The following is an 18,609-nucleotide window of genomic DNA, read 5'->3' as shown; positions in this document are numbered from 1 at the left end:
TTCATTACCATCAAGGCTGTTAAATGAGGCCTGTCGTTTTGATGGTAGAGAATCTAAAGTCGCTTTGAAATTACAGTTTTTTATATTTTGTTGCATGTGGATATTTTGAATATTAATTTCGCATCAAACTTTCAGAAATGGATGCTATTATAATATAGTAACGGTATACATTTTATGTAGTGCGTGATTATCAGATATATTATCACATATCATGATTGGATATCGTAATATATGAATTGTATTATTATGGGATTTAGTGTATAAATACAGTATATAAAGGATTGATAATCATGATATACAGCATTATTTATTATATGGTTCGGTAGTATAAATTGGGGGAGAGCCTATGTCCTTATTTACATCAGAGGAAGAGAAAACGCTGTCTTTTGATGAATATATGACCTCGTTTGATACGAATCAGATTGCAAAAGTACAGCAGTTTATAGACTGGCTCGGTCAATATAGGGGCGAGCTTGTTCATAATCCATGGGGCGAGGTGAATCCTGACCTCGAAATTGTTCGGCCTGATTTTGATGCGGCTCAGGTGCGTCGTAACAATTTGATGGCGTATTTGCTGCCGCGGTTGGGACGCTCCAAGATCTTTGTGGTGGCGGAGGCTGTCGGATATCAAGGTGGGCGCTTTTCGGGCATTGCCATTACCTGTGAGCGCATGTTGCTGGATAAGCATAAAACGATTCGGGCGCATCAGATAACGCCTGTTACATTACAAAGAACTAGCTCCCCTGTGAGTCCAATGCTGAAACGGACTCAACAGGAACAAGGGTTCAACGAACCTACGGATACGGTAGTATGGAGTGCCATCATTGAACAGGGAATCGATCCGTACGATGCACTGTTGTGGAATATATTTCCCTTTCATCCTCATAAGGCGGACGAACCGCTCACTAATCGGACACCGACCGAGTCGGAGCAGCAGCTAGGTTGGGAATATACGAAAAGACTGCTGGCATTGCATACCGAATTAGGTGGACCGAAGTCGCTCGTGCTCGCTGTCGGTCAAAAATCGGCGGACACGATGGGGCGATTCGGTCTTTCAGCCATCGGTCTTAGACATCCCGCTAACGGTGGGGTTAATTTATACCGTGAAGGTTTTGCTAAAGCTATAGGCCAATTTATACCGTAAAGATCTTGTTGAAGCTATATATAGAGAGAGTTTTGAGATAGAAGGTATTACATATGAAACGTTATTGTGAATCCTGCCGTCAATATTGTGACGAGGCGGCCATGTTCTGTCCGCATTGCGGGCAGTATACGACTGCGGTGGAGGTTGAGAGAATTGCACCGGAAGGGGATATTATCTATCCGCTGGCGCATTATCAGTTGAGTTATAAGGATACATTTCTTTATGTGGTAGGCCACAAATTTATGAATTCAGATGGCCGCGCGTCTAAAGGAGAATTTTTGCGGTTCTTTTTGTTGTGGCTATTAGTTATCGTTGGAATTCTGGCGCTTGCTTATGGACTTACGGCGGTGCTTCATAGGGGTATTTATTTAATCCTGTTGGCATGGATGTTACTGACAATCATCGGTCTAGTCTTGCTAATTCCGTTGGGGGCTCTATGTATCCGTCGCCTTCATGATACCGGTAAAAGTAGTGAACATCTATTTTTTGTTTTAATACCTTTTATAGGGCCAATAATTCTATTTGCTCTACTGTGTAAGAAGGGTGAACCGAAGGCCAATCAATATGGTGAGGCGTTAAGGAACATCGTCATTGACAAACGGTTGGCATCTATTATGAAAGTATCGCCTACGAGCAGTGCTTTCACCACTCGAATTCTCGTTGCATTGCTGGTGAGTGCTATCTGCGTATGCAGTGTTTCGGCTCGTTATATGGGACCGGAAAGTGAACTGGAGCTGGGCGGATGGTTTACGAACATCATTGTCGGTCAAGGCAGTGATGAAGCTGCACGGGATGCGATACACGATTATTTTGATGCCGTCAATGAAAAGAACTATGATAAGGCTTTCACCTATGTTATCAATCAGACTAAGACGAATCCCGTAGAAAAGCAAAAATGGATGGAATCTATGAAGTCGGCGCCGAAGGTGGTTGTCGGGTCCTTAGGTGCGAGTCGTATCACTCGTATAAACAGCATGAAACGCATCATTTACGAAGCGGATCTGCAAGTCACTAAACCCGGAGATGGCGCGGTTGAGGCTGCGCACATGACACGCTACATATCTCTGGTCGAAGAAAATGGCGAATGGCATATTGAAGGATTTTATAAAAGTATGCCAGATGATAAATAATGAAATGCTTTGGGGTGGTTCGGTTTGAGCCGCCCTTTTAAGTAGTAGTAAAATTTTATGTTACTTTTGATGAATCAAGCGTAGAACTCTTTTGTTTATGTTGTTTTTATGTTATAATGAGCACAACGTATGAAAGTGAGGCTTTCATCAAAACAGATCGGACTATATTGCACTGCGTATCGGATTGAGATAAAAATAGAAGTCTCTTGCGGTTGAAGCATCTGATAGTGCACTATACTCATTTGCTACGGCAAATGGCACACAAACTAGGAACGGCAAAATTTGATAGCGCATTTTTGCGCCCATTTGACGAGACGCTAGTATAATAGCGCCTTTTTCTTTGTGTGACATTTCCTCGTGGCATAGATCAATTCAAGTGATAGGTGAGAAAAACTATGTTAAATAAATTAATGAACAAAATTTTAGGAGGAACTGTGAATACAACAGATAATCAGGTTACTGCGCAAGTGAAAGCAGAACCAACAGTAGCAAAAACTGCTACTCTTACAGCTGCGGCTGAAGGCGAGCAAAAACAAACGCGTCGCCGTACAAATACACGTCGCCCTGCTGGCGAAGGTCGTACGCGCCAACAAACAGCTGGTGAAGGTGAAGGTGCAACACGCCAACGCCGTTCTACAAATACTCGCACAAGTGCGAATGGTGGCCGTACTAATACGACTCGCCGTACAAATACACGTCGCAATGCCGAACAAGGTGAAGGTCAAGAACGCAAAACTCGTCAAACTCGTGCACCGCGTGGTGAAAATACACGTAATACGCGTACTAATAATGGTCGCAATGGTCAAAATGGTCAGAACCGCAATAATAACCGCTCAAATAATCGTTCTACAGGTTGGAACAATCAAGAGGAACAAGTGGAATTAGTCGGTCGCACACCAAATGGCGCCAACAAGGGAAAATTCCAAATCATTCCATTAGGTGGTCTTGGTGAAATTGGTAAAAATATGACTATCTTCCAATACGAGGACGAAATCATCGTTCTTGACTCTGGGCTTGCATTCCCTAGTGAAGATATGCTTGGCGTAGATATCGTTATTCCTGATATGAGCTATATTATCGAGAATAAAGACCGCGTGAAAGCTGTCGTAATTACTCATGGTCATGAGGATCATATCGGTTCTTTGGCATACCTTATGAAAGAAATTAGTTGCCCAGTATACGCAACAAACCTCGTTTGTGGATTAATCGAAGGCAAGTTTAAAGAACATAAGGTATCTCCAAAATGTCTGCGTACGATTGCTGCCGGCGATGAAGTTCAAATTGGTCAAGTGACTGTTGGTTTCATCCAAACAAATCACTCCATTCCTGACTCCTGCGCTGTATACTTTAATACACCAATCGGGACGGTTCTTCATACAGGGGACTTTAAAATTGACCAAACCCCAGTTGATGGCCGTTTGATGGATATGCACAAATTTGCTGAGCTCGGTAACAAAGGCGTATTAGCGCTATTATCGGACTCTACAAATGTAGAAAAACCAGGTACTACTGGTTCTGAAAGTTCCGTAGGTCCTGCGATTAAACAAGCTGTTGGAGAAGCAAAAGGCCGCGTTGTTTTGGCAACATTCGCATCCAACGTATCCCGTATCCAACAAGCTATTGATGCGGCGGTTATGTTCAACCGTAAGGTTGTAGTTATGGGCCGCAGCATGGTCAATGTTACAGAAATTGCCCAAGAACGCGGATACTTGAATATTCCACCAAATACAATCATCGACGTTGATGTAATGCACAACTACACAGATGACCAAATCATGATCTTAACGACTGGTTCTCAAGGTGAACCGATGGCAGGCTTGTCCCGTATGGCAACAAGCAACCATCGCACTGTAGAATTGGCACCGAATGATACTGTTATCATTTCTGCAACACCAATTCCAGGCAACGAAGGTGCTGTAGGTAGAACTATCGATAACTTGCTTCGTTTAGGTTGTAATGTGGTATACGGTAAAGACCGTGGTATTCACGTATCTGGTCATGCGAGCCAAGAAGAGCTTAAAACAATGCTTAACCTTGTTCGTCCGGAATACTTTATCCCAGTTCATGGTGAGTATCGCATGTTGCGCCGTCATGGTGAACTTGGTGTGGCCATGGGCGTAGATCCTAAGAAAGTCCTTATCGGTGATAATGGTCAAATCTTTGAATTCGATAAAGATGGTGGTCGCAAAGGTGGCCGCGTACAAGCTGGCGCTATCTTCGTTGATGGCCTTGGTGTTGGTGACGTAGGTAATATCGTTATCCGTGACCGTCAACAATTGGCACAAGAAGGTATGGTTATCGTCGTTATGGCGATGGATAAAGCTTCCGGTACTATCGTAGCTGGTCCAGACCTCGTATCTCGTGGTTTCGTATATGTTCGTGACGCAGAAGAACTCATGCTTGCTGCGGAGCGCCGTGTAGAACAAGTTCTTGAAGATTGCGAAATGCAACGCATCAAAGACTGGACAACCATTAAGCAAAACGTACGTGACGCATTGGGTAAATTCTTCTATGATAAAACTCGTCGTCGCCCTATGATCTTGCCAATTATTCAAGACGTATAGATATAATTAAGACAAGCAGTTGTTAAAATATTTATTTAACAACTGCTTGTTTTTCATTGGTATATGATTGTAAAATTAATGTAATCAAAGTAGGAATTTTATAATAAGTAGCGAATATTATTTAGTAGAAGAGTAATAAAGGGGAAAGGGAGGTGAGGGTATGTCCGGACGGTTTCCGGTGAGTGGAGCTATTTTAAACTGGTTACCTAAATATAGTGGTAAAGGTTATGAAGCTTTTTATAAGCGGTTTCCAAAGTATGGAGAGTGGATTGCCGGCAGTGTGCATCCGACAATTTGCCAAATACAGGCATTAGCTACTTTTTCCAATGTACCGTTAGGGTATATTTATTTAAAGAATCCTCCACAGTTATCGGATAAAGAGATTACTGATTTTAGAAGACTAAATGGTGAAATCCCTGATAGGCCATATAGTCCTGAGTTAAGAGATACTATTTATGATATGCAGATTCGCCAAGATTGGTTGAGTCAATATCGAAAGCTTAATTTAGGAATAGATGCGTTATCTTATGTAGGGGGTTTTTCTAAACACATGGATAGCAGAAGTCTTGTGCATCAAGCTTATTCGTTATTAAATATAGAGGCTGGTTGGCAAATAGGTATAGCAGATCCGTTTACATATATACGTGAACGCATCGAGGCTATCGGTGTTACTGTATTTGTTAACGGTATTGTGGGCTCTAACACTAGACGTAAATTATCTGTCGATGAGTTTAGAGGGTTTACATTAATTGATTCTTATGCACCTGTTATTTTTATCAATGGAGCTGATTCGAATCATGGGAGGCTGTTTACGATTATTCATGAGTTTTGTCATATATTATTAGGTGAGGAAGGCGTTACTGATAGCTCTTCTGAGCCGTATTGTAACAGCTTTGCAGGTGAATTTCTTGTGCCGGAATCTCGATTTATTCCAGTATGGAATGAACATTTGGAGGATTATGAGACCGTAGCTAAGCGTTTTAAGGTGAGTGAATATGTTATCTATCGTATAGCATTAGAGCATGGATATATTACTCGAATTCAATATCATAGACTAGTGGAACGTTTTAATCAGCGATTACAAAGCTTACCTGAACGAGAGACAAGAGGTGGTGGGGATTTTTATGTCACTGCTCACGCTCGGTTGGGTGAAAGTTTTAGTCGTACTGTTGTCAAAGCTGCTCGAGCAGGTGAATTGGCGTATCGAGATGCGTATGAGTTGTTAGGCTTACGTGGTAGTACTTTTACAAAATATGTGAATGAGTATAGTTTTTAGGAGAAAAAACTATGTATGTTCTTGATAGTAATACCTTTATAGATGCAAAGAACCGCTATTATGGGTTTGATATTGTTCCATCGTTCTGGAATGAGTTGATATCTCGCAGTAGAGGTAATATTTTAACTATTGATCACATTAAAAATGAAATTATGAGCGGTAATGATGAGTTATCTACTTGGTTTAACACTCATTATTTGACATTTACTGAAGCGACAAATGATGATGAGATACAAAATTCATATGTAGATATCGCTGAATATGTGATGTCAAATCAACAATATAAGGATGCAGAAAAACATCGCTTTTTGGCTAAAGCGGATCCTTGGCTTATAGCTTATGCGAGTGTCCGCAGGGGTGTGGTTGTAACCCACGAAACCTTAGCGGGACCAAGCACTACGAAAGTCAAAATACCGGATATATGTGAGCATTTTGATGTTTCATATGTGAATGTATTTGAAATGATGCGTCAATTACATATGGTAATATGAGATGAGGAGCTACTTTAGGTGGCTCCCTATTTTTCGTTATTTATATGTATTGCCAGTACTATAAATAGCACCACTATCGCAATTGTCTACTATATGGGGTATTTGAAGTTACCCTTTTAAACTGTTATAATTAAAAGATACCAATTAATATATCTTCTTATGTAAGAATGGTGATTTATGAATAAAACAAATACAAGAGCGATGGTAGAAACTGCGTTTGTTAGTGCTATAGGTGTTATGCTAGGTGCTATCAGTGTATATGTGCCTGGTTTCGCTTTTTTAGCATTTTTGGTTACGCCTGCAGCGATTGGAATAATTGGAACAAAATGGGGCCGCAAGTATAGTATATCGGCAGCCGTTATTACTACATTTTTGTCAGTAGTGTTATTCGGACCATGGAATGGATTGGCCGTAGGGTTATTTTCTGTTGTAGGCGTAGGGGTTGGAGAAGGCAATCGTCTTTCGTTGGGAACGATTAAACGGTTACTACTTCCTAGTATTGCCATGTTTATTGCTGTATTAGTTAGCCTAATTTCACAAGTATATATATCTGGTATTGACTTATCAATGATAGATACTCAAATAACTGAACAAGCTCGTACATTAGCAGAACAGGCGTTACAAACAAATCCTAATATGACACAAGAGCAAGCGGATTTATTCTTAGAAAGAATGAATAAGCTTACTGCTTCTTTGAAGGATATGTTTTTTGTAGCTGTGGCAATAGCCGCAGTAGCATATAGTTATGTAACAATTCAGATATCTATATGGTTAGGCAAGCGATTACATATTTCCATACCTCGATTTTTACCGATTGAAGAATGGAAGATGCCTATTTGGAGTGCTGGTTTATATGCACTTGGTATCATTGGGATTTATGGCGCTCCACATATTAATATGGAGTCTTCATGGATTACAACTATTAGTAATAATTTAGTTCTTCTTGGTAGTTCTATGTGTTCTGTTCATGGCTTTGCTGCTTTAGCAGATTTAATGAGTAGTTATCGCATGAGTAATAAATTGAAGTGGATATTACTTGGTGTATATGCCTTCTTCTTTGGACAAGCACTAGCGATATTTGGTGTTATAGATATGTTTTTAGATTTACGGACACGTTACAAAGCGCGTCAATAGTAATAGAAAGGAGGCCGTTATGAAATCCTTTCAACGGAGATGGAAAGGTTTAGAAATTACCATTGTTGCCGTTCTCGTATTATTGCTATTATTGTTGGCCTATTTAAGTTGGGCTATTGCAATTTTAGCATTAATCATTGTAGTAGCGGCGTATTTGGTTAATTATAATACCCTTCATAACCGGCGTCGTTTAGCAAGAGAACAGTTTAGTGCGATGATGAAAAACGTCACACAAGCTTCTAATTTTGCTTTACAAAATTTGCCAATGGGGATTGTTCTTGTTAATAAGCAAGGCACATTGGTGTGGAATAATAGTGTTTTCGCTGACTGGGTTAAGGTGGATTGGAATAAGCTCCAAAAAATGTCTGCTTTGTTGCCTGGTTTCCGTATCGATAAAATCTGGGGTAAGTCCGGATATATGACGGAAAAATATGAAAATCGATACTTCCAAATTATTTATAAATTTATCGATCCTCGGGATACGCGATCAGATATTGATAGCGAAGATGAACTTGCGGAACATGCAGTGATGGCATTGTACTTTAAGGACATTACTGACCTAGAAAAGGCCCGTATTAAAGCGGAAGAGGGACAGCCTGTATGGGGCATGATTCAGATTGATAATCTCGAAGAATTGACAAAAGGTCTTAGTGATCGTGAGTATACTAGTATTTGGACAGATATAAATAATATCATCATGGATGAAATTGACCGCTACGAAGGTTTTATTCGTAACTTCCAAGATGATATGTATACCTTTGCCATTTCTCGTGGTGCGCTTCATGAGATGGAGGAAGACGGGTTTAAAGTGCTCGAACGAATCCGTAAAGTACCTTCTCCGCGTCAAGTACCAGCTACGATTTCTATTGGTATTAGTGAAAATGTAGGTTCTGTGAAAGATGTATCTGGCCGTGCTCGTGCAGCCTTAGATATTGCATTAGGTCGCGGTGGTGACCAAGTGTGTATTATGGATGGTGAAAGTACGCGCTTCTTTGGCGGTAATACGGCAGGCGTTGAGAAGAATACGCGCGTTCGTGCTCGTGTTGTATCTCAAGCGATACATGAGCTTATGATTGATTCTGATAAGATCCTTATCATGGGGCATCAGCGCGAAGACTATGATGCCTTAGGTGGCATTATCGGTGTAGCAGCCATTGCTCGAGCACTTGGTAAAGACGTGCGCATTGCGCTTTCAAAAGAAACTAGCGCCATCGATAAAATGGTGAATGTTCTTAATGAGTCAGAGTTCTGGAAAGAGAATATTATTACTGCAGAAGCTGCAAGAGTATGGGTAGATGCGAATACGCTCACTGTCGTGTGTGATACGCATCGTCAGGAAATGGTGGCGGCTCAAGAGGCGCTTGAAATTTCTGAACGACGCATCGTTATCGACCATCACCGTCGTGCAGCGGACTTTGTAGAAAATCCATTACTTACCTATTTGGAACCATCTGCATCGTCTACATCTGAGCTCGTAACAGAGCTTGTACAATATGCAGGTGTTCCTGTGAAACTTTCAAAAGCGGAAGCTACAGGCATTTATGCAGGTATCGTATTAGATACGAAGAACTTTGTTCAACAAACTGGTGCGCGTACCTTTGAGGCTGCAGCATTTTTGCGCCGTGCAGGAGCGGATATCGACAGAGTTAAACAATTGTTTATTGAAACTTTCGATTCTATCCAATTGCGTGCTAAAATGGTATTTGAAGCAAGTCGTACTGAAGGGATTGCTATTTCCGTAGCGCCTGAAGGTTTGAAGGATATGATGGCGTTGGCTGCACAAAGTGCGGACATGCTCATTAGTAATGAAGATATTGAAGCAGCTTTTGTACTATATTCCCTAAATGATGGCGGTATCGGCGTCAGCGCTCGATCCAAAGGCAAGGTGAACGTACAAGTTGTAATGGAAGCCTTGGGTGGTGGCGGTCATAGAACTGTGGCTGGTGCTCAATTACAAGGTATGACCATAGAGGAAGCGAAGCAGGCCATTTTGGAGCATGCTCTTGATGCGCTTCATTCCGTAGAACAAGAGGAGGAACAACAATGAAAGTAGTATTGTTAGAAGACGTTAAAAAAGTTGGTAAAAAGGGCGAAATCGTTGAAGTTAGCGACGCATATGGTCGTAATGTATTGATCAAAAAAGGCCTCGGCCTTGAAGGTACAGCAACTAACGTAAATAATGCGAAACAAAAACAAGAATCCATTGCTCATAATAAAGCCGTTGCAAATGACGAAGCTAAGATCTTGGCAGCTCAATTGACTAAGGTTGAAGTAACTGTAAAAGTTCGTATGGGCGAAGAAGGCCGTGTATTCGGATCCGTTACTGCTAAAGATATTTCCGATGCTGCTAAAGCTCAATACAAAGTAGATATCGATAAAAAGAAAATCGAAATTAAAGAACCATTGAAAACATTGGGCGTACATGACGTATTAGTTCGTGTTCATCCTGAAATTACAAGTACTATCAAGGTTAATGTAGTAGCCGAATAATAGTATTCACCATGCTCTTTGAGTATGGTGAATTCTTTTATCCATAGTGGTTGTGTGAAGGGGATTATCATGGATGTACGCATTCCACCGCATAATCTAGATGCGGAAAAGGCCGTTTTGGGGGCTTTATTAACTAATGGATCCAATATGGGTGCCGTTGTAGATACGGTGACGAGTATTCTTAAATCTGAAGATTTTTACCGAGATGCACATCGTATTATTTACGATGCTATTCTAGAAATCGTGCATGCCAATAAGACGGCTGACTTTATCACAGTTGGTGAAGAACTAGACCGTCGTAAGCGCCTTGATGCAGTAGGTGGTCTTGCTTATATTACATCTCTTGCGAATGAATCGGTTTCCTACAATGTAGAGGAACATGCGAAAATCATCAGCGAGAAAGCTCAGTTGCGCCGCCTCATCGATGCAGGGAATAAAATCGTAGGCATGACGTATGCTGGCGAAGATGAGCCGACGGCAATCCTCAATAAGGCAGAGCAAATGGTGCTAGACGTAAGCGGTCAAACTCAGTCTGAATCCTCCTTTGCAGCTATTGGTGAAGTGGTTTTATCTAATCTAGATAAACTTAATGCACTGCAACAGCATGATGGTGCTATTACAGGTGTGCCAACAGGCTTTAAAGATGTGGACCATATTTTCAACGGCTTACAAAAATCTGACCTCATCCTCGTAGCGGCTCGTCCTGCGATGGGGAAAACAGCTTTCACCTTGAACATCGCTCAAAACGTAACGATGTTGTACGACAAGACGGTGGCGTTCTTTTCCCTGGAAATGGGCAAGGAACAGCTCGTTGGTCGTATTTTGTCCTCCGTGGCAGGTGTGAGCTCTGAAAAATTGCGCCGTGCGAACATGGATCCTGCTGACTGGGAAAAGGTTATTGCCGCAGCGGATCGCATGAGTAAATCCAAGCTCTTTATCGATGATACGCCGGGTCTTACCGTACAAGATATGCGCTCTAAATTGCGCCGTCTCAAGGTGGAACATGGCCTCGATCTCGTTATCGTCGATTATATTCAGTTGATGCAAGGTCGAAATGCTGGTAAGGGCAGTGAAAATCGTCAACAAGAGGTGTCCGAAATCTCTCGTAATCTTAAACTGATTGCTCGTGAATTTAACGTACCGGTTATCGCTTTGTCTCAGTTATCTCGTAGTGTTGAAAGCAGACCAGATAAACGGCCTGTACTTTCGGACCTTCGTGAATCTGGTTCCCTCGAGCAAGATGCGGATATCGTTATCTTCTTGTACCGCGATAAATATTACGATGAAAACTCCGAAAAAGGGGACAATGCAGAAGTCCTTATTCGTAAACATCGTAATGGCTCCATCGGTACCGTAGAACTCCAATTCGTTGGAGAATTAACACAATTTAGAGACGTAGAATTCCGAGACTTAGGGCCGGAACAATAATGAAAACTATCGTGGGGGTGCCCTATATTGATGGGGCCCCATAACACAGCTACATTTTAATTAAAAAGAAAGGACTATACTTCTTTGCTCCTCGTGACCTGATGTCGCTGCATAAGTATAGTCCTTTCTTTTTATCACTGTAGATATGAAGGTGTCCCATCAATATAGTGGCACTCGATAGTTTTCGTTGTATTGTTGGGAGAGGAGCGTATGATGGTTAGAGGTACTGAGTTTTTTGTGTTTTACTTCTTTTGTGTGGCTCTTGGGTTAATAATTAGTGGGTTGTATTTAATTATCAAACGATTTTTATTACGTCACAATGGAACTCCAGTAACGATTGTGTCTATACTTCCACGAGTTACAAAGGAAATACCATTTAGAGTGATTGGTGCGGATAGATATATTTATGGTTATGATATTAAGTATATTTTGAATGGTGAAACTCATACTGCTGAGAGTGTAGAGTTTTATATTCCTTTTGCACCAACCAGTGGACCTATGGTTCAATTTAGTCCGACAGGTGTGCTTGCAAAAAATGGAGAAGTAAGTATAGATAATGTGACGATAACTATTGAGTATGGCGCTGTTTCAATTGTATTAGGGGGATTAGTGTTATTAAGTTTGTTTTGATAGAAATAAATTAGCTATCTTTAATAGTCTGTTAAACATATGGCATCTAACATTAGATTATATATCTAGAGTTAGGTGCTTTTATTTTCTATAAATTTACTAGCATAAAAACAAACATATGTTTGAAAATACTTTGTTTTTTTGTTATACTAGTCATACAAATTCTTGTGTTCTTAATTTTTGTAAAAGCTACTTGTTTAGCGGTTTAGGGAGGTGTTTGTATGGGTTCAGCTGATACGGATCGGCTGTATATGTGTATTGATTTGAAGTGTTTTTACGCGTCTGTAGAATGCGCCGATTTAGGACTGGATCCGTTTATGACGCCTCTGGTGGTGGCCGATGGTTCTCGTGGCAAGGGGGCTATTACGTTGGCTATTTCTCCTGCCTTAAAAAAGTTAGGTGTTAAAAATCGCAGCCGATTATTTCAGATTCCACCGTATATTGAGTATTTGACGGTGAAGCCACATATGAAGCGGTATATGCAGGTGTCTGCTGAGATTTATGGAACCTTGCTCAAGTATGTGGCGCCCGAAGATGTGCATGTGTACTCTATCGACGAGTATTTCATCGATATTACGCCCTATTTACCACTATATAAAAAGACGCCTCGTCAGTTGGCGCAGATGTTGCTTGATGCGGTGCTAGTGGCAACGAAGATTTATGCCACCGTTGGAATCGGAACAAATTTGTTTCTTGCTAAGATTGCCCTTGATATTTTGGCGAAACATGCGTCTGATTTTATAGGCTATCTTGATGAAAGCCTTTTTAAAGAGACAATCTGGTATCATCAGCCTTTGACCGATATATGGCAGATTGGTAAGGGCATAGCTAATCGTTTGCATAAGTATGGTGCTTATGACTTACATGGTATTACTATGATTCCAGAGACGAAGTTGTACAAGGAGTTTGGCATTAATGCAGAGCTCATCATTGACCATGCTTGGGGCCGTGAGCCTTGTACGATTGCGGATATCCATGCGTATCGACCTATTAAGCACTCTATCTCGCACAGTCAGATTTTGTTGCGTAATTATACCTATGAAGAGGCATACGTGCCTATGCGCGAAATGGTAGAGTCCTTGGTATTAGAGCTTTTACAAATCAAAGGGGTTACGAACCATATTCACGTTCATATCGGCTATGCTGATGAAATGATGCGCTCTACAGGAGGTTCTAAAAAGCTTAAGCAGTACACTGACTCTTTGCAGGTGTTAACGGCGGCAGTTATTAAATTATACGAGCAGCATTGCCGTAAAAATGAGCTCATCCGTCGCATAGGAATCAGCTTTGAGGATTTAGTCAATCGATCCGCCATACCTCAAGAGGTGGACCTATTTAGCACTCTTACTACAAATGAAGAGGAAAAAGAGCGACAGGTACAAGAGGCTATGCTATCCATTAAGAAACAGTTTGGTAAGAATTCTATTTTGCGTGCATCGAGCTTACAAGAGGAAGGAACCATGCGCTTTAGAAATACCTTGGTAGGCGGTCATAATGGGGAATAGATATTATAATGGATACATTGGAAATACATTAGTCGCGTAAGGGGAGGTATACATTAATGAAACATCGCATGTCTCGGTTACAGCGAGCAAAACAATTTATGCCCTTTGCGGCATTGAGGGGATTTGAAGCGTTATTAGCCACTGTAGCAAAGCCAAAAGAAAATCGGGCAGAGTTATCAGAGGATCAAATAGACGAGTTAAATACAGTTTTACAATCTGTACGTTGTGGGGAGTGGGTACGAATCGTTTACTACAACAAACGAAAATATACGGAACTTATAGGAGCTGTTGATATGATTAGTGAGCAATTACAAATTCTATCTGTACAAGGAACTGTTATTCCTTTCAGATATATTAAAGAGCTAAACTTGTATGATATATAAATATAAATGATGGCTTTTACTGTGTATGGTAAATAGACTAGAGTTAAGAAATAATTAGGTATATAATAGTATCATGGGTAAATATAGCTTTATAAAGATTTCTTTAGTTTTGTTGACTCTAATATACCTATATAATTTTTCGTGTTTTTTGACTTAGAAAGGCGGTGTATGTAATGCATGATGTCATATCATTACTTATAAATCGCTATGATTTTTTCCTCCAGCTATTATGGGAGCATATAGAAATTTCAGTATTAGCTTCTGTTGTTGCGATCATTATCGGCGGATTGTTGGGTGTTCTTATATACGAATATAAAAGGCTAGCTGCGCCAGTTATGGTAATGGTCAATTTCCTATATACGATTCCTTCTATATCGATGTTAGGTCTCTTATTGTATGTATCCGGTGTCGGTAATACGACCGCTATTATTGCATTGGTTATATATGCTTTATTACCGATGGTACGAAATACATTTACTGGTCTTAACCAGATTGATAAAGCCATGTGTGAAGCGGGAATTGCGTTGGGACTCACGCGGATTCAACGCTTGTGGAATATAGAGATTCCTTTGGCTATGCCGACCATTATGGCTGGTATACGGACCATGCTCGTTATGACCATTGCCTTAACGGGTATTGCATCCTTTATTGGTGCTGGTGGTTTAGGTGTGGCGATTTATAGGGGGATTACAACAAATCAAAGTGCTTTGACTATTGCAGGTAGTCTACTGATTGCCCTATTAGCCATTACGGTTGATGCGCTATTTTCTCTAGGTGAAAGAGTAACGCGTATTAGCCCTCATATGAAGCGTTATACGATTATATTTGTTTCGATTATGACGCTAATTGCAATGGGTATAGGTGGCTGGGCTATGTATTGCCGTCATGTGAAGACCGATGTTATTCATATTGCAACGAAACCTATGACGGAACAGCTTATTTTGGGGAATGTTTTAAAAGAATTAATCGAGAAGAAGACTGATTTAACCGTAGAGGTTACAGAAGGTGTAGGCGGTGGTACATCCAATATTCAACCAGCTATGCTTTCTGGCCAATTTGATATATATCCTGAATATACCGGTACGGCTTGGTCTGCTGTGCTGAAACGTACAGATGCTTATGATGAAAGCCTATTTAATGAGCTTTCACAGGCCTACAAAGAGAAATATAATTTTGAGTGGGTCGGCATGTACGGCTTTAATAATACCTATGGCATAGGGGTGCGTAATGAAATCGCTCAGAGTTATGGCGTAAAAACATATTCCGATCTTGCTCGTATAGCACCATCCCTAACATTAGGAGGGGAATATGATTTCTTTGGCCGTGAGGATGGCTATGCTGGATTGCAACGCGTATATGGTATGAGCTTTAAAGCTACTAAAGATATGGATATAGGGCTAAAATATACGGCTATTAGTCGTGGTGAGGTGGATGCAATGCCGATATTCACGACTGATGGTCAATTAAGTATTGCACCGATTACGGTGTTACAAGATGATAAACATTTATATCCATCCTATATGGCTGGTAATGTCGTACGTAGCGAAGTGTTGATTGCTCATCCTGAACTGCGGCCTGTATTAGAAAGTTTAAATCATACGATTACAGATCAAGAGATGGCGAAGATGAATTACGCCGTTGAAACGGAACATCAACTGCCAGCTGATGTAGCACATAAATTCCTGGTAGAACGAAATTTGATATAAGGTGAATATAGTTAGAACTAAAGTAAATAAAATTTGATATATATTGAATATGATTTTGTATTGACATTTAATCTCCTTTGATGTAATATAAACATATGAACAGATATTCATATAAATAAAAATATCTGATGAATAATGTTTAGGAACATATATAACAAGATATGAAACAAGATATGTCTAATAAGTATTAGAAATAGACAATAAATTAACTTATAATACAGGATAGAAACTTTCACTATTATCAAAGGAGATATCATGGAAGAAACATTGTTGTTGAAGGATTTGAACTGTGCGAACTGCGCAGCAAAAATTGAAGATCGTATCCGTAAAATGGATGTTGTAGAGACTGCCAATTTTACACTTGCTACACATCAATTAAAATTAACCGGCTCTTGGGAAGACCGTGAAGCGCTTAAACGTGACATTCAAGATATTTGTGATGCCATCGAAGAGGGCGTAACCGTAGCGGATTACGAGCGTAAATCTAAAGCGGCTATGGATGATCATGGTCCTGACCAGGATCGTGGTAGTGATGCTGTAACAATTGTAGTCATCGTAGCAGGTTTGTTATTCATGATTTATGAAGTTTTGTCATCCTTTGTCCCATCCATCGGCTTGCCAGAGAGTATTGAAACTCCAATTTACTATATTGCCTATATCTTACTTGCGTTCCCAGTATTGCGTATCGCAGGTCGTAATATCTTAAAAGGTCAAGTATTTGATGAGAACTTCTTGATGTCTATCGCTACATTGGGCGCCATTGCAATCGACGCATTGCCTGAAGCAGTAGGCGTTATCTTGTTTTACCGTATTGGTGAGTTCTTCGAAGAAAAAGCAACTGATCGTAGTCGTACAGAAATCATGAACGCTGTCGATATGCGTCCTCAAGAGGTGCGCGTTGTAGACACAGGCTGTGGCGGTGAAATCGTAGTTATGGCTCCTGAAAAGGTTGAAGTAGGCTGGACTATCGAAGTTCGTCCTGGTGATTTAATCCCTCTAGACGGTACAGTTCTTGAAGGTGAAACTCGCGTTAACACAGCTCCTGTAACAGGTGAGCCTGTACCGGTTCGCGCTGTACCTGGCACTCAACTTATGTCTGGTTGCATCAACGAATCTGGCCGCATTACGATGCGTGTGGACAAGGTTCTTGAAGAATCCATGGTTACTAAAATTCTTGATGCCGTGGAAAATGCAGCATCTTCCAAACCTAAAATCGACCGCTTCATTACGCGTTTTGCTCGTGTGTACACACCAATTGTTGTAGCTCTTTCCTTGGTGGTTGCTATCATCCCATCCCTTATTACAGGTGAATGGCATAAATGGATCTATACAGCCTTAACATTCCTCGTTATTTCCTGTCCATGTGCATTGGTACTTAGTGTGCCACTTGCATTCTTCTCCGGTATCGGTAATGCTTCTAAACACGGTATTTTGCTTAAAGGTGGTCGAGTTATCGAGGCGTTGGCTAATGTGAAAGCAGTAGCTCTTGATAAAACTGGTACTATCACATCTGGTGAGTTCAAAGTTCACAGCGTAGAAACTGTAGGCTCTCATGTAAGTTCCAGTCAATTGTTATCCATGGCGGCAGCTATCGAAGCCGTTTCTACACATCCAATCGCAACAAGCATCGTGTCTGAAGCAAAAGATCAAGGCCTTACAGTGGAACCTTCTGATTTCGTTCAAGAGTTAGCTGGTGAAGGTATGGTAGGTATGGCAGATGGTCAACAAGTACTTATTGGTAACCGTCGTCTTATGGAACGCTATAATGTGCAAGGCTATCCAACAGAAGCTGCTGAATATGGCACAGAAGTTCTTGTCGCAGAAGGGAATACATACTTAGGTCGTATCATCATCGCCGATGAAGCTCGCCCAGACTCTGCTGAAGCGATTGCTAATCTTAATGGTCAAGATATTAAAACTGTTATGCTTACAGGTGATGCTGAAGCAAGTGCAAATTACATTGCTAAAGAAACTGGCGTAAGTGCTGTACGTGCTCAGTTGTTGCCTCAAGATAAATTGTCTGTTGTACAAGATATTCGCTCTGAATATGGTCCAACTATGTTCGTAGGGGATGGCATCAACGATGCTCCAGTACTTGCAGGTGCTGATGTAGGTGGCGCGATGGGTAGTGGTGCTGATGCGGCTATCGAGGCGGCAGATGTTGTGTTCATGCGTCCATCTTTGACTGCCATTGCACATATCCTAGACTTGTCCAAAGCAACATTGCGTGTTGCTTGGCAAAATGTAGTATTCGCTATTGCCGTTAAAATTCTTATCATGGCGCTAGGCCTTATGGGCTATGCATCCATGTGGTGGGCGGTATTCGGTGATACTGGCGTATCCATTCTTTGTATTTTGAACTCTATTCGTATCTTGCGCCGTTAATTTGGTGAAAGTAATCTTATAGATTAATGCAGAAATATAACAAATGACATGATTCTGATTTGACAGAGTAGGATAAAACAAATAACCTCTATATTAGCGATAAGCTAGTATAGAGGTTATTTTTATAAGATTTAACCTAATGATATATTGCTGATTATTTGTTTGCATACTTACTCACTGTAAGTTTTAGTGGTTTAATCTTTTGGTGGATTTTTTAGTTTAGCAGCTTTATTAATCTATGTGCTCGCTAGATTTTTTGGTAGATTTGATAAAAGGATGTTTTGAGATGCTTTTAACATATACAATTGTGCATTGTTAATAGACATAAAGTGGTTTATGTATA

14 protein-coding genes are annotated in these 18,609 nt (G+C 40.7%); all 14 read left to right on the top strand.

Annotated elements, in window-relative coordinates:
• Positions 1-346 precede the first annotated feature (346 nt).
• The 14 genes from E7L28_RS05425 (at position 347) to E7L28_RS05360 (ending at position 18,266) form a co-directional block, all read left to right on the top strand.
• Entirely contained in the window at positions 347-1,144 is a 798-nt protein-coding gene (locus tag E7L28_RS05425) for a uracil-DNA glycosylase (protein ID WP_316692356.1), read from the top strand.
• Positions 1,145-1,197: 53 nt separating this feature from the next.
• On the top strand, positions 1,198-2,274 hold the full coding sequence (locus E7L28_RS05420; protein ID WP_058948253.1) for a DUF805 domain-containing protein: 1,077 nt from the start codon (positions 1,198-1,200) through the stop codon (positions 2,272-2,274).
• 395 nt (positions 2,275-2,669) lie between these two features.
• Positions 2,670-4,838, top strand: coding sequence for a ribonuclease J (locus E7L28_RS05415; RefSeq protein WP_083791382.1), 2,169 nt, complete (start codon positions 2,670-2,672; stop codon positions 4,836-4,838).
• Positions 4,839-4,998: 160 nt separating this feature from the next.
• Positions 4,999-6,114 (top strand): ImmA/IrrE family metallo-endopeptidase, encoded by a 1,116-nt coding sequence (locus E7L28_RS05410; protein WP_156697312.1) that lies wholly within the window; start codon positions 4,999-5,001, stop codon positions 6,112-6,114.
• Between the two features lie 11 nt (positions 6,115-6,125).
• Entirely contained in the window at positions 6,126-6,605 is a 480-nt protein-coding gene (locus E7L28_RS05405; RefSeq protein ID WP_101928550.1) for a DUF4411 family protein, read from the top strand.
• A 177-nt stretch (positions 6,606-6,782) separates the two neighbouring features.
• On the top strand, positions 6,783-7,739 hold the full coding sequence (locus tag E7L28_RS05400) for a DUF2232 domain-containing protein (protein ID WP_021148697.1): 957 nt from the start codon (positions 6,783-6,785) through the stop codon (positions 7,737-7,739).
• 19 nt (positions 7,740-7,758) lie between these two features.
• Complete coding sequence (locus E7L28_RS05395; protein ID WP_316711485.1) at positions 7,759-9,786, top strand: DHH family phosphoesterase; 2,028 nt, start codon at positions 7,759-7,761, stop codon at positions 9,784-9,786.
• The gene (gene rplI / locus E7L28_RS05390) at positions 9,783-10,229 is read left to right on the top strand and encodes a 50S ribosomal protein L9 (protein ID WP_004694699.1); all 447 of its coding nucleotides are present in this window, start codon (positions 9,783-9,785) and stop codon (positions 10,227-10,229) included. The genes E7L28_RS05395 and rplI overlap by 4 nt, the downstream gene beginning before the upstream one ends.
• Before the next feature lie 69 nt (positions 10,230-10,298).
• Positions 10,299-11,657 carry a replicative DNA helicase gene (dnaB, locus tag E7L28_RS05385; protein ID WP_008714774.1) on the top strand — a complete coding sequence of 453 codons (1,359 nt, stop codon included), beginning with the start codon at positions 10,299-10,301 and terminating at the stop codon, positions 11,655-11,657.
• A gap of 210 nt (positions 11,658-11,867) precedes the next feature.
• Entirely contained in the window at positions 11,868-12,287 is a 420-nt protein-coding gene (locus E7L28_RS05380; RefSeq protein WP_227037275.1) for a hypothetical protein, read from the top strand.
• 221 nt (positions 12,288-12,508) lie between these two features.
• The gene (locus E7L28_RS05375; protein WP_004694705.1) at positions 12,509-13,792 is read left to right on the top strand and encodes a Y-family DNA polymerase; all 1,284 of its coding nucleotides are present in this window, start codon (positions 12,509-12,511) and stop codon (positions 13,790-13,792) included.
• 56 nt (positions 13,793-13,848) lie between these two features.
• Positions 13,849-14,175 carry a YolD-like family protein gene (locus E7L28_RS05370; RefSeq protein WP_004698125.1) on the top strand — a complete coding sequence of 109 codons (327 nt, stop codon included), beginning with the start codon at positions 13,849-13,851 and terminating at the stop codon, positions 14,173-14,175.
• 173 nt (positions 14,176-14,348) lie between these two features.
• The gene (locus tag E7L28_RS05365; RefSeq protein WP_316115493.1) at positions 14,349-15,881 is read left to right on the top strand and encodes an ABC transporter permease/substrate-binding protein; all 1,533 of its coding nucleotides are present in this window, start codon (positions 14,349-14,351) and stop codon (positions 15,879-15,881) included.
• Positions 15,882-16,136: 255 nt separating this feature from the next.
• A complete protein-coding gene (locus E7L28_RS05360) occupies positions 16,137-18,266 on the top strand; it encodes a heavy metal translocating P-type ATPase (RefSeq protein ID WP_316711484.1) in 2,130 nt (709 codons plus the stop codon).
• Positions 18,267-18,609: the final 343 nt, after the last annotated feature.

It is taken from the genome of Veillonella parvula (assembly GCF_032575955.1).
Classification (GTDB): Bacteria; Bacillota; Negativicutes; order Veillonellales; family Veillonellaceae; genus Veillonella; species Veillonella parvula_J.
The sequence above is the reverse complement of the archived record's forward strand: the minus strand, read 5'-3'. Positions and strand labels throughout refer to the sequence as shown.

Bases quoted from the DNA above. Each gene is read 5' to 3' on its own strand.
- E7L28_RS05425 (WP_316692356.1), top strand. From the start codon at position 347: ATGTCCTTATTTACATCAGAGGAAGAGAAAACGCTGTCTTTTGATGAA.
- E7L28_RS05420 (WP_058948253.1), top strand. From the start codon at position 1,198: ATGAAACGTTATTGTGAATCCTGCCGTCAATATTGTGACGAGGCGGCC.
- E7L28_RS05415 (WP_083791382.1), top strand. From the start codon at position 2,670: ATGTTAAATAAATTAATGAACAAAATTTTAGGAGGAACTGTGAATACA.
- E7L28_RS05410 (WP_156697312.1), top strand. From the start codon at position 4,999: ATGTCCGGACGGTTTCCGGTGAGTGGAGCTATTTTAAACTGGTTACCT.
- E7L28_RS05405 (WP_101928550.1), top strand. From the start codon at position 6,126: ATGTATGTTCTTGATAGTAATACCTTTATAGATGCAAAGAACCGCTAT.
- E7L28_RS05400 (WP_021148697.1), top strand. From the start codon at position 6,783: ATGAATAAAACAAATACAAGAGCGATGGTAGAAACTGCGTTTGTTAGT.
- E7L28_RS05395 (WP_316711485.1), top strand. From the start codon at position 7,759: ATGAAATCCTTTCAACGGAGATGGAAAGGTTTAGAAATTACCATTGTT.
- rplI (WP_004694699.1), top strand. From the start codon at position 9,783: ATGAAAGTAGTATTGTTAGAAGACGTTAAAAAAGTTGGTAAAAAGGGC.
- dnaB (WP_008714774.1), top strand. From the start codon at position 10,299: ATGGATGTACGCATTCCACCGCATAATCTAGATGCGGAAAAGGCCGTT.
- E7L28_RS05380 (WP_227037275.1), top strand. From the start codon at position 11,868: ATGATGGTTAGAGGTACTGAGTTTTTTGTGTTTTACTTCTTTTGTGTG.
- E7L28_RS05375 (WP_004694705.1), top strand. From the start codon at position 12,509: ATGGGTTCAGCTGATACGGATCGGCTGTATATGTGTATTGATTTGAAG.
- E7L28_RS05370 (WP_004698125.1), top strand. From the start codon at position 13,849: ATGAAACATCGCATGTCTCGGTTACAGCGAGCAAAACAATTTATGCCC.
- E7L28_RS05365 (WP_316115493.1), top strand. From the start codon at position 14,349: ATGCATGATGTCATATCATTACTTATAAATCGCTATGATTTTTTCCTC.
- E7L28_RS05360 (WP_316711484.1), top strand. From the start codon at position 16,137: ATGGAAGAAACATTGTTGTTGAAGGATTTGAACTGTGCGAACTGCGCA.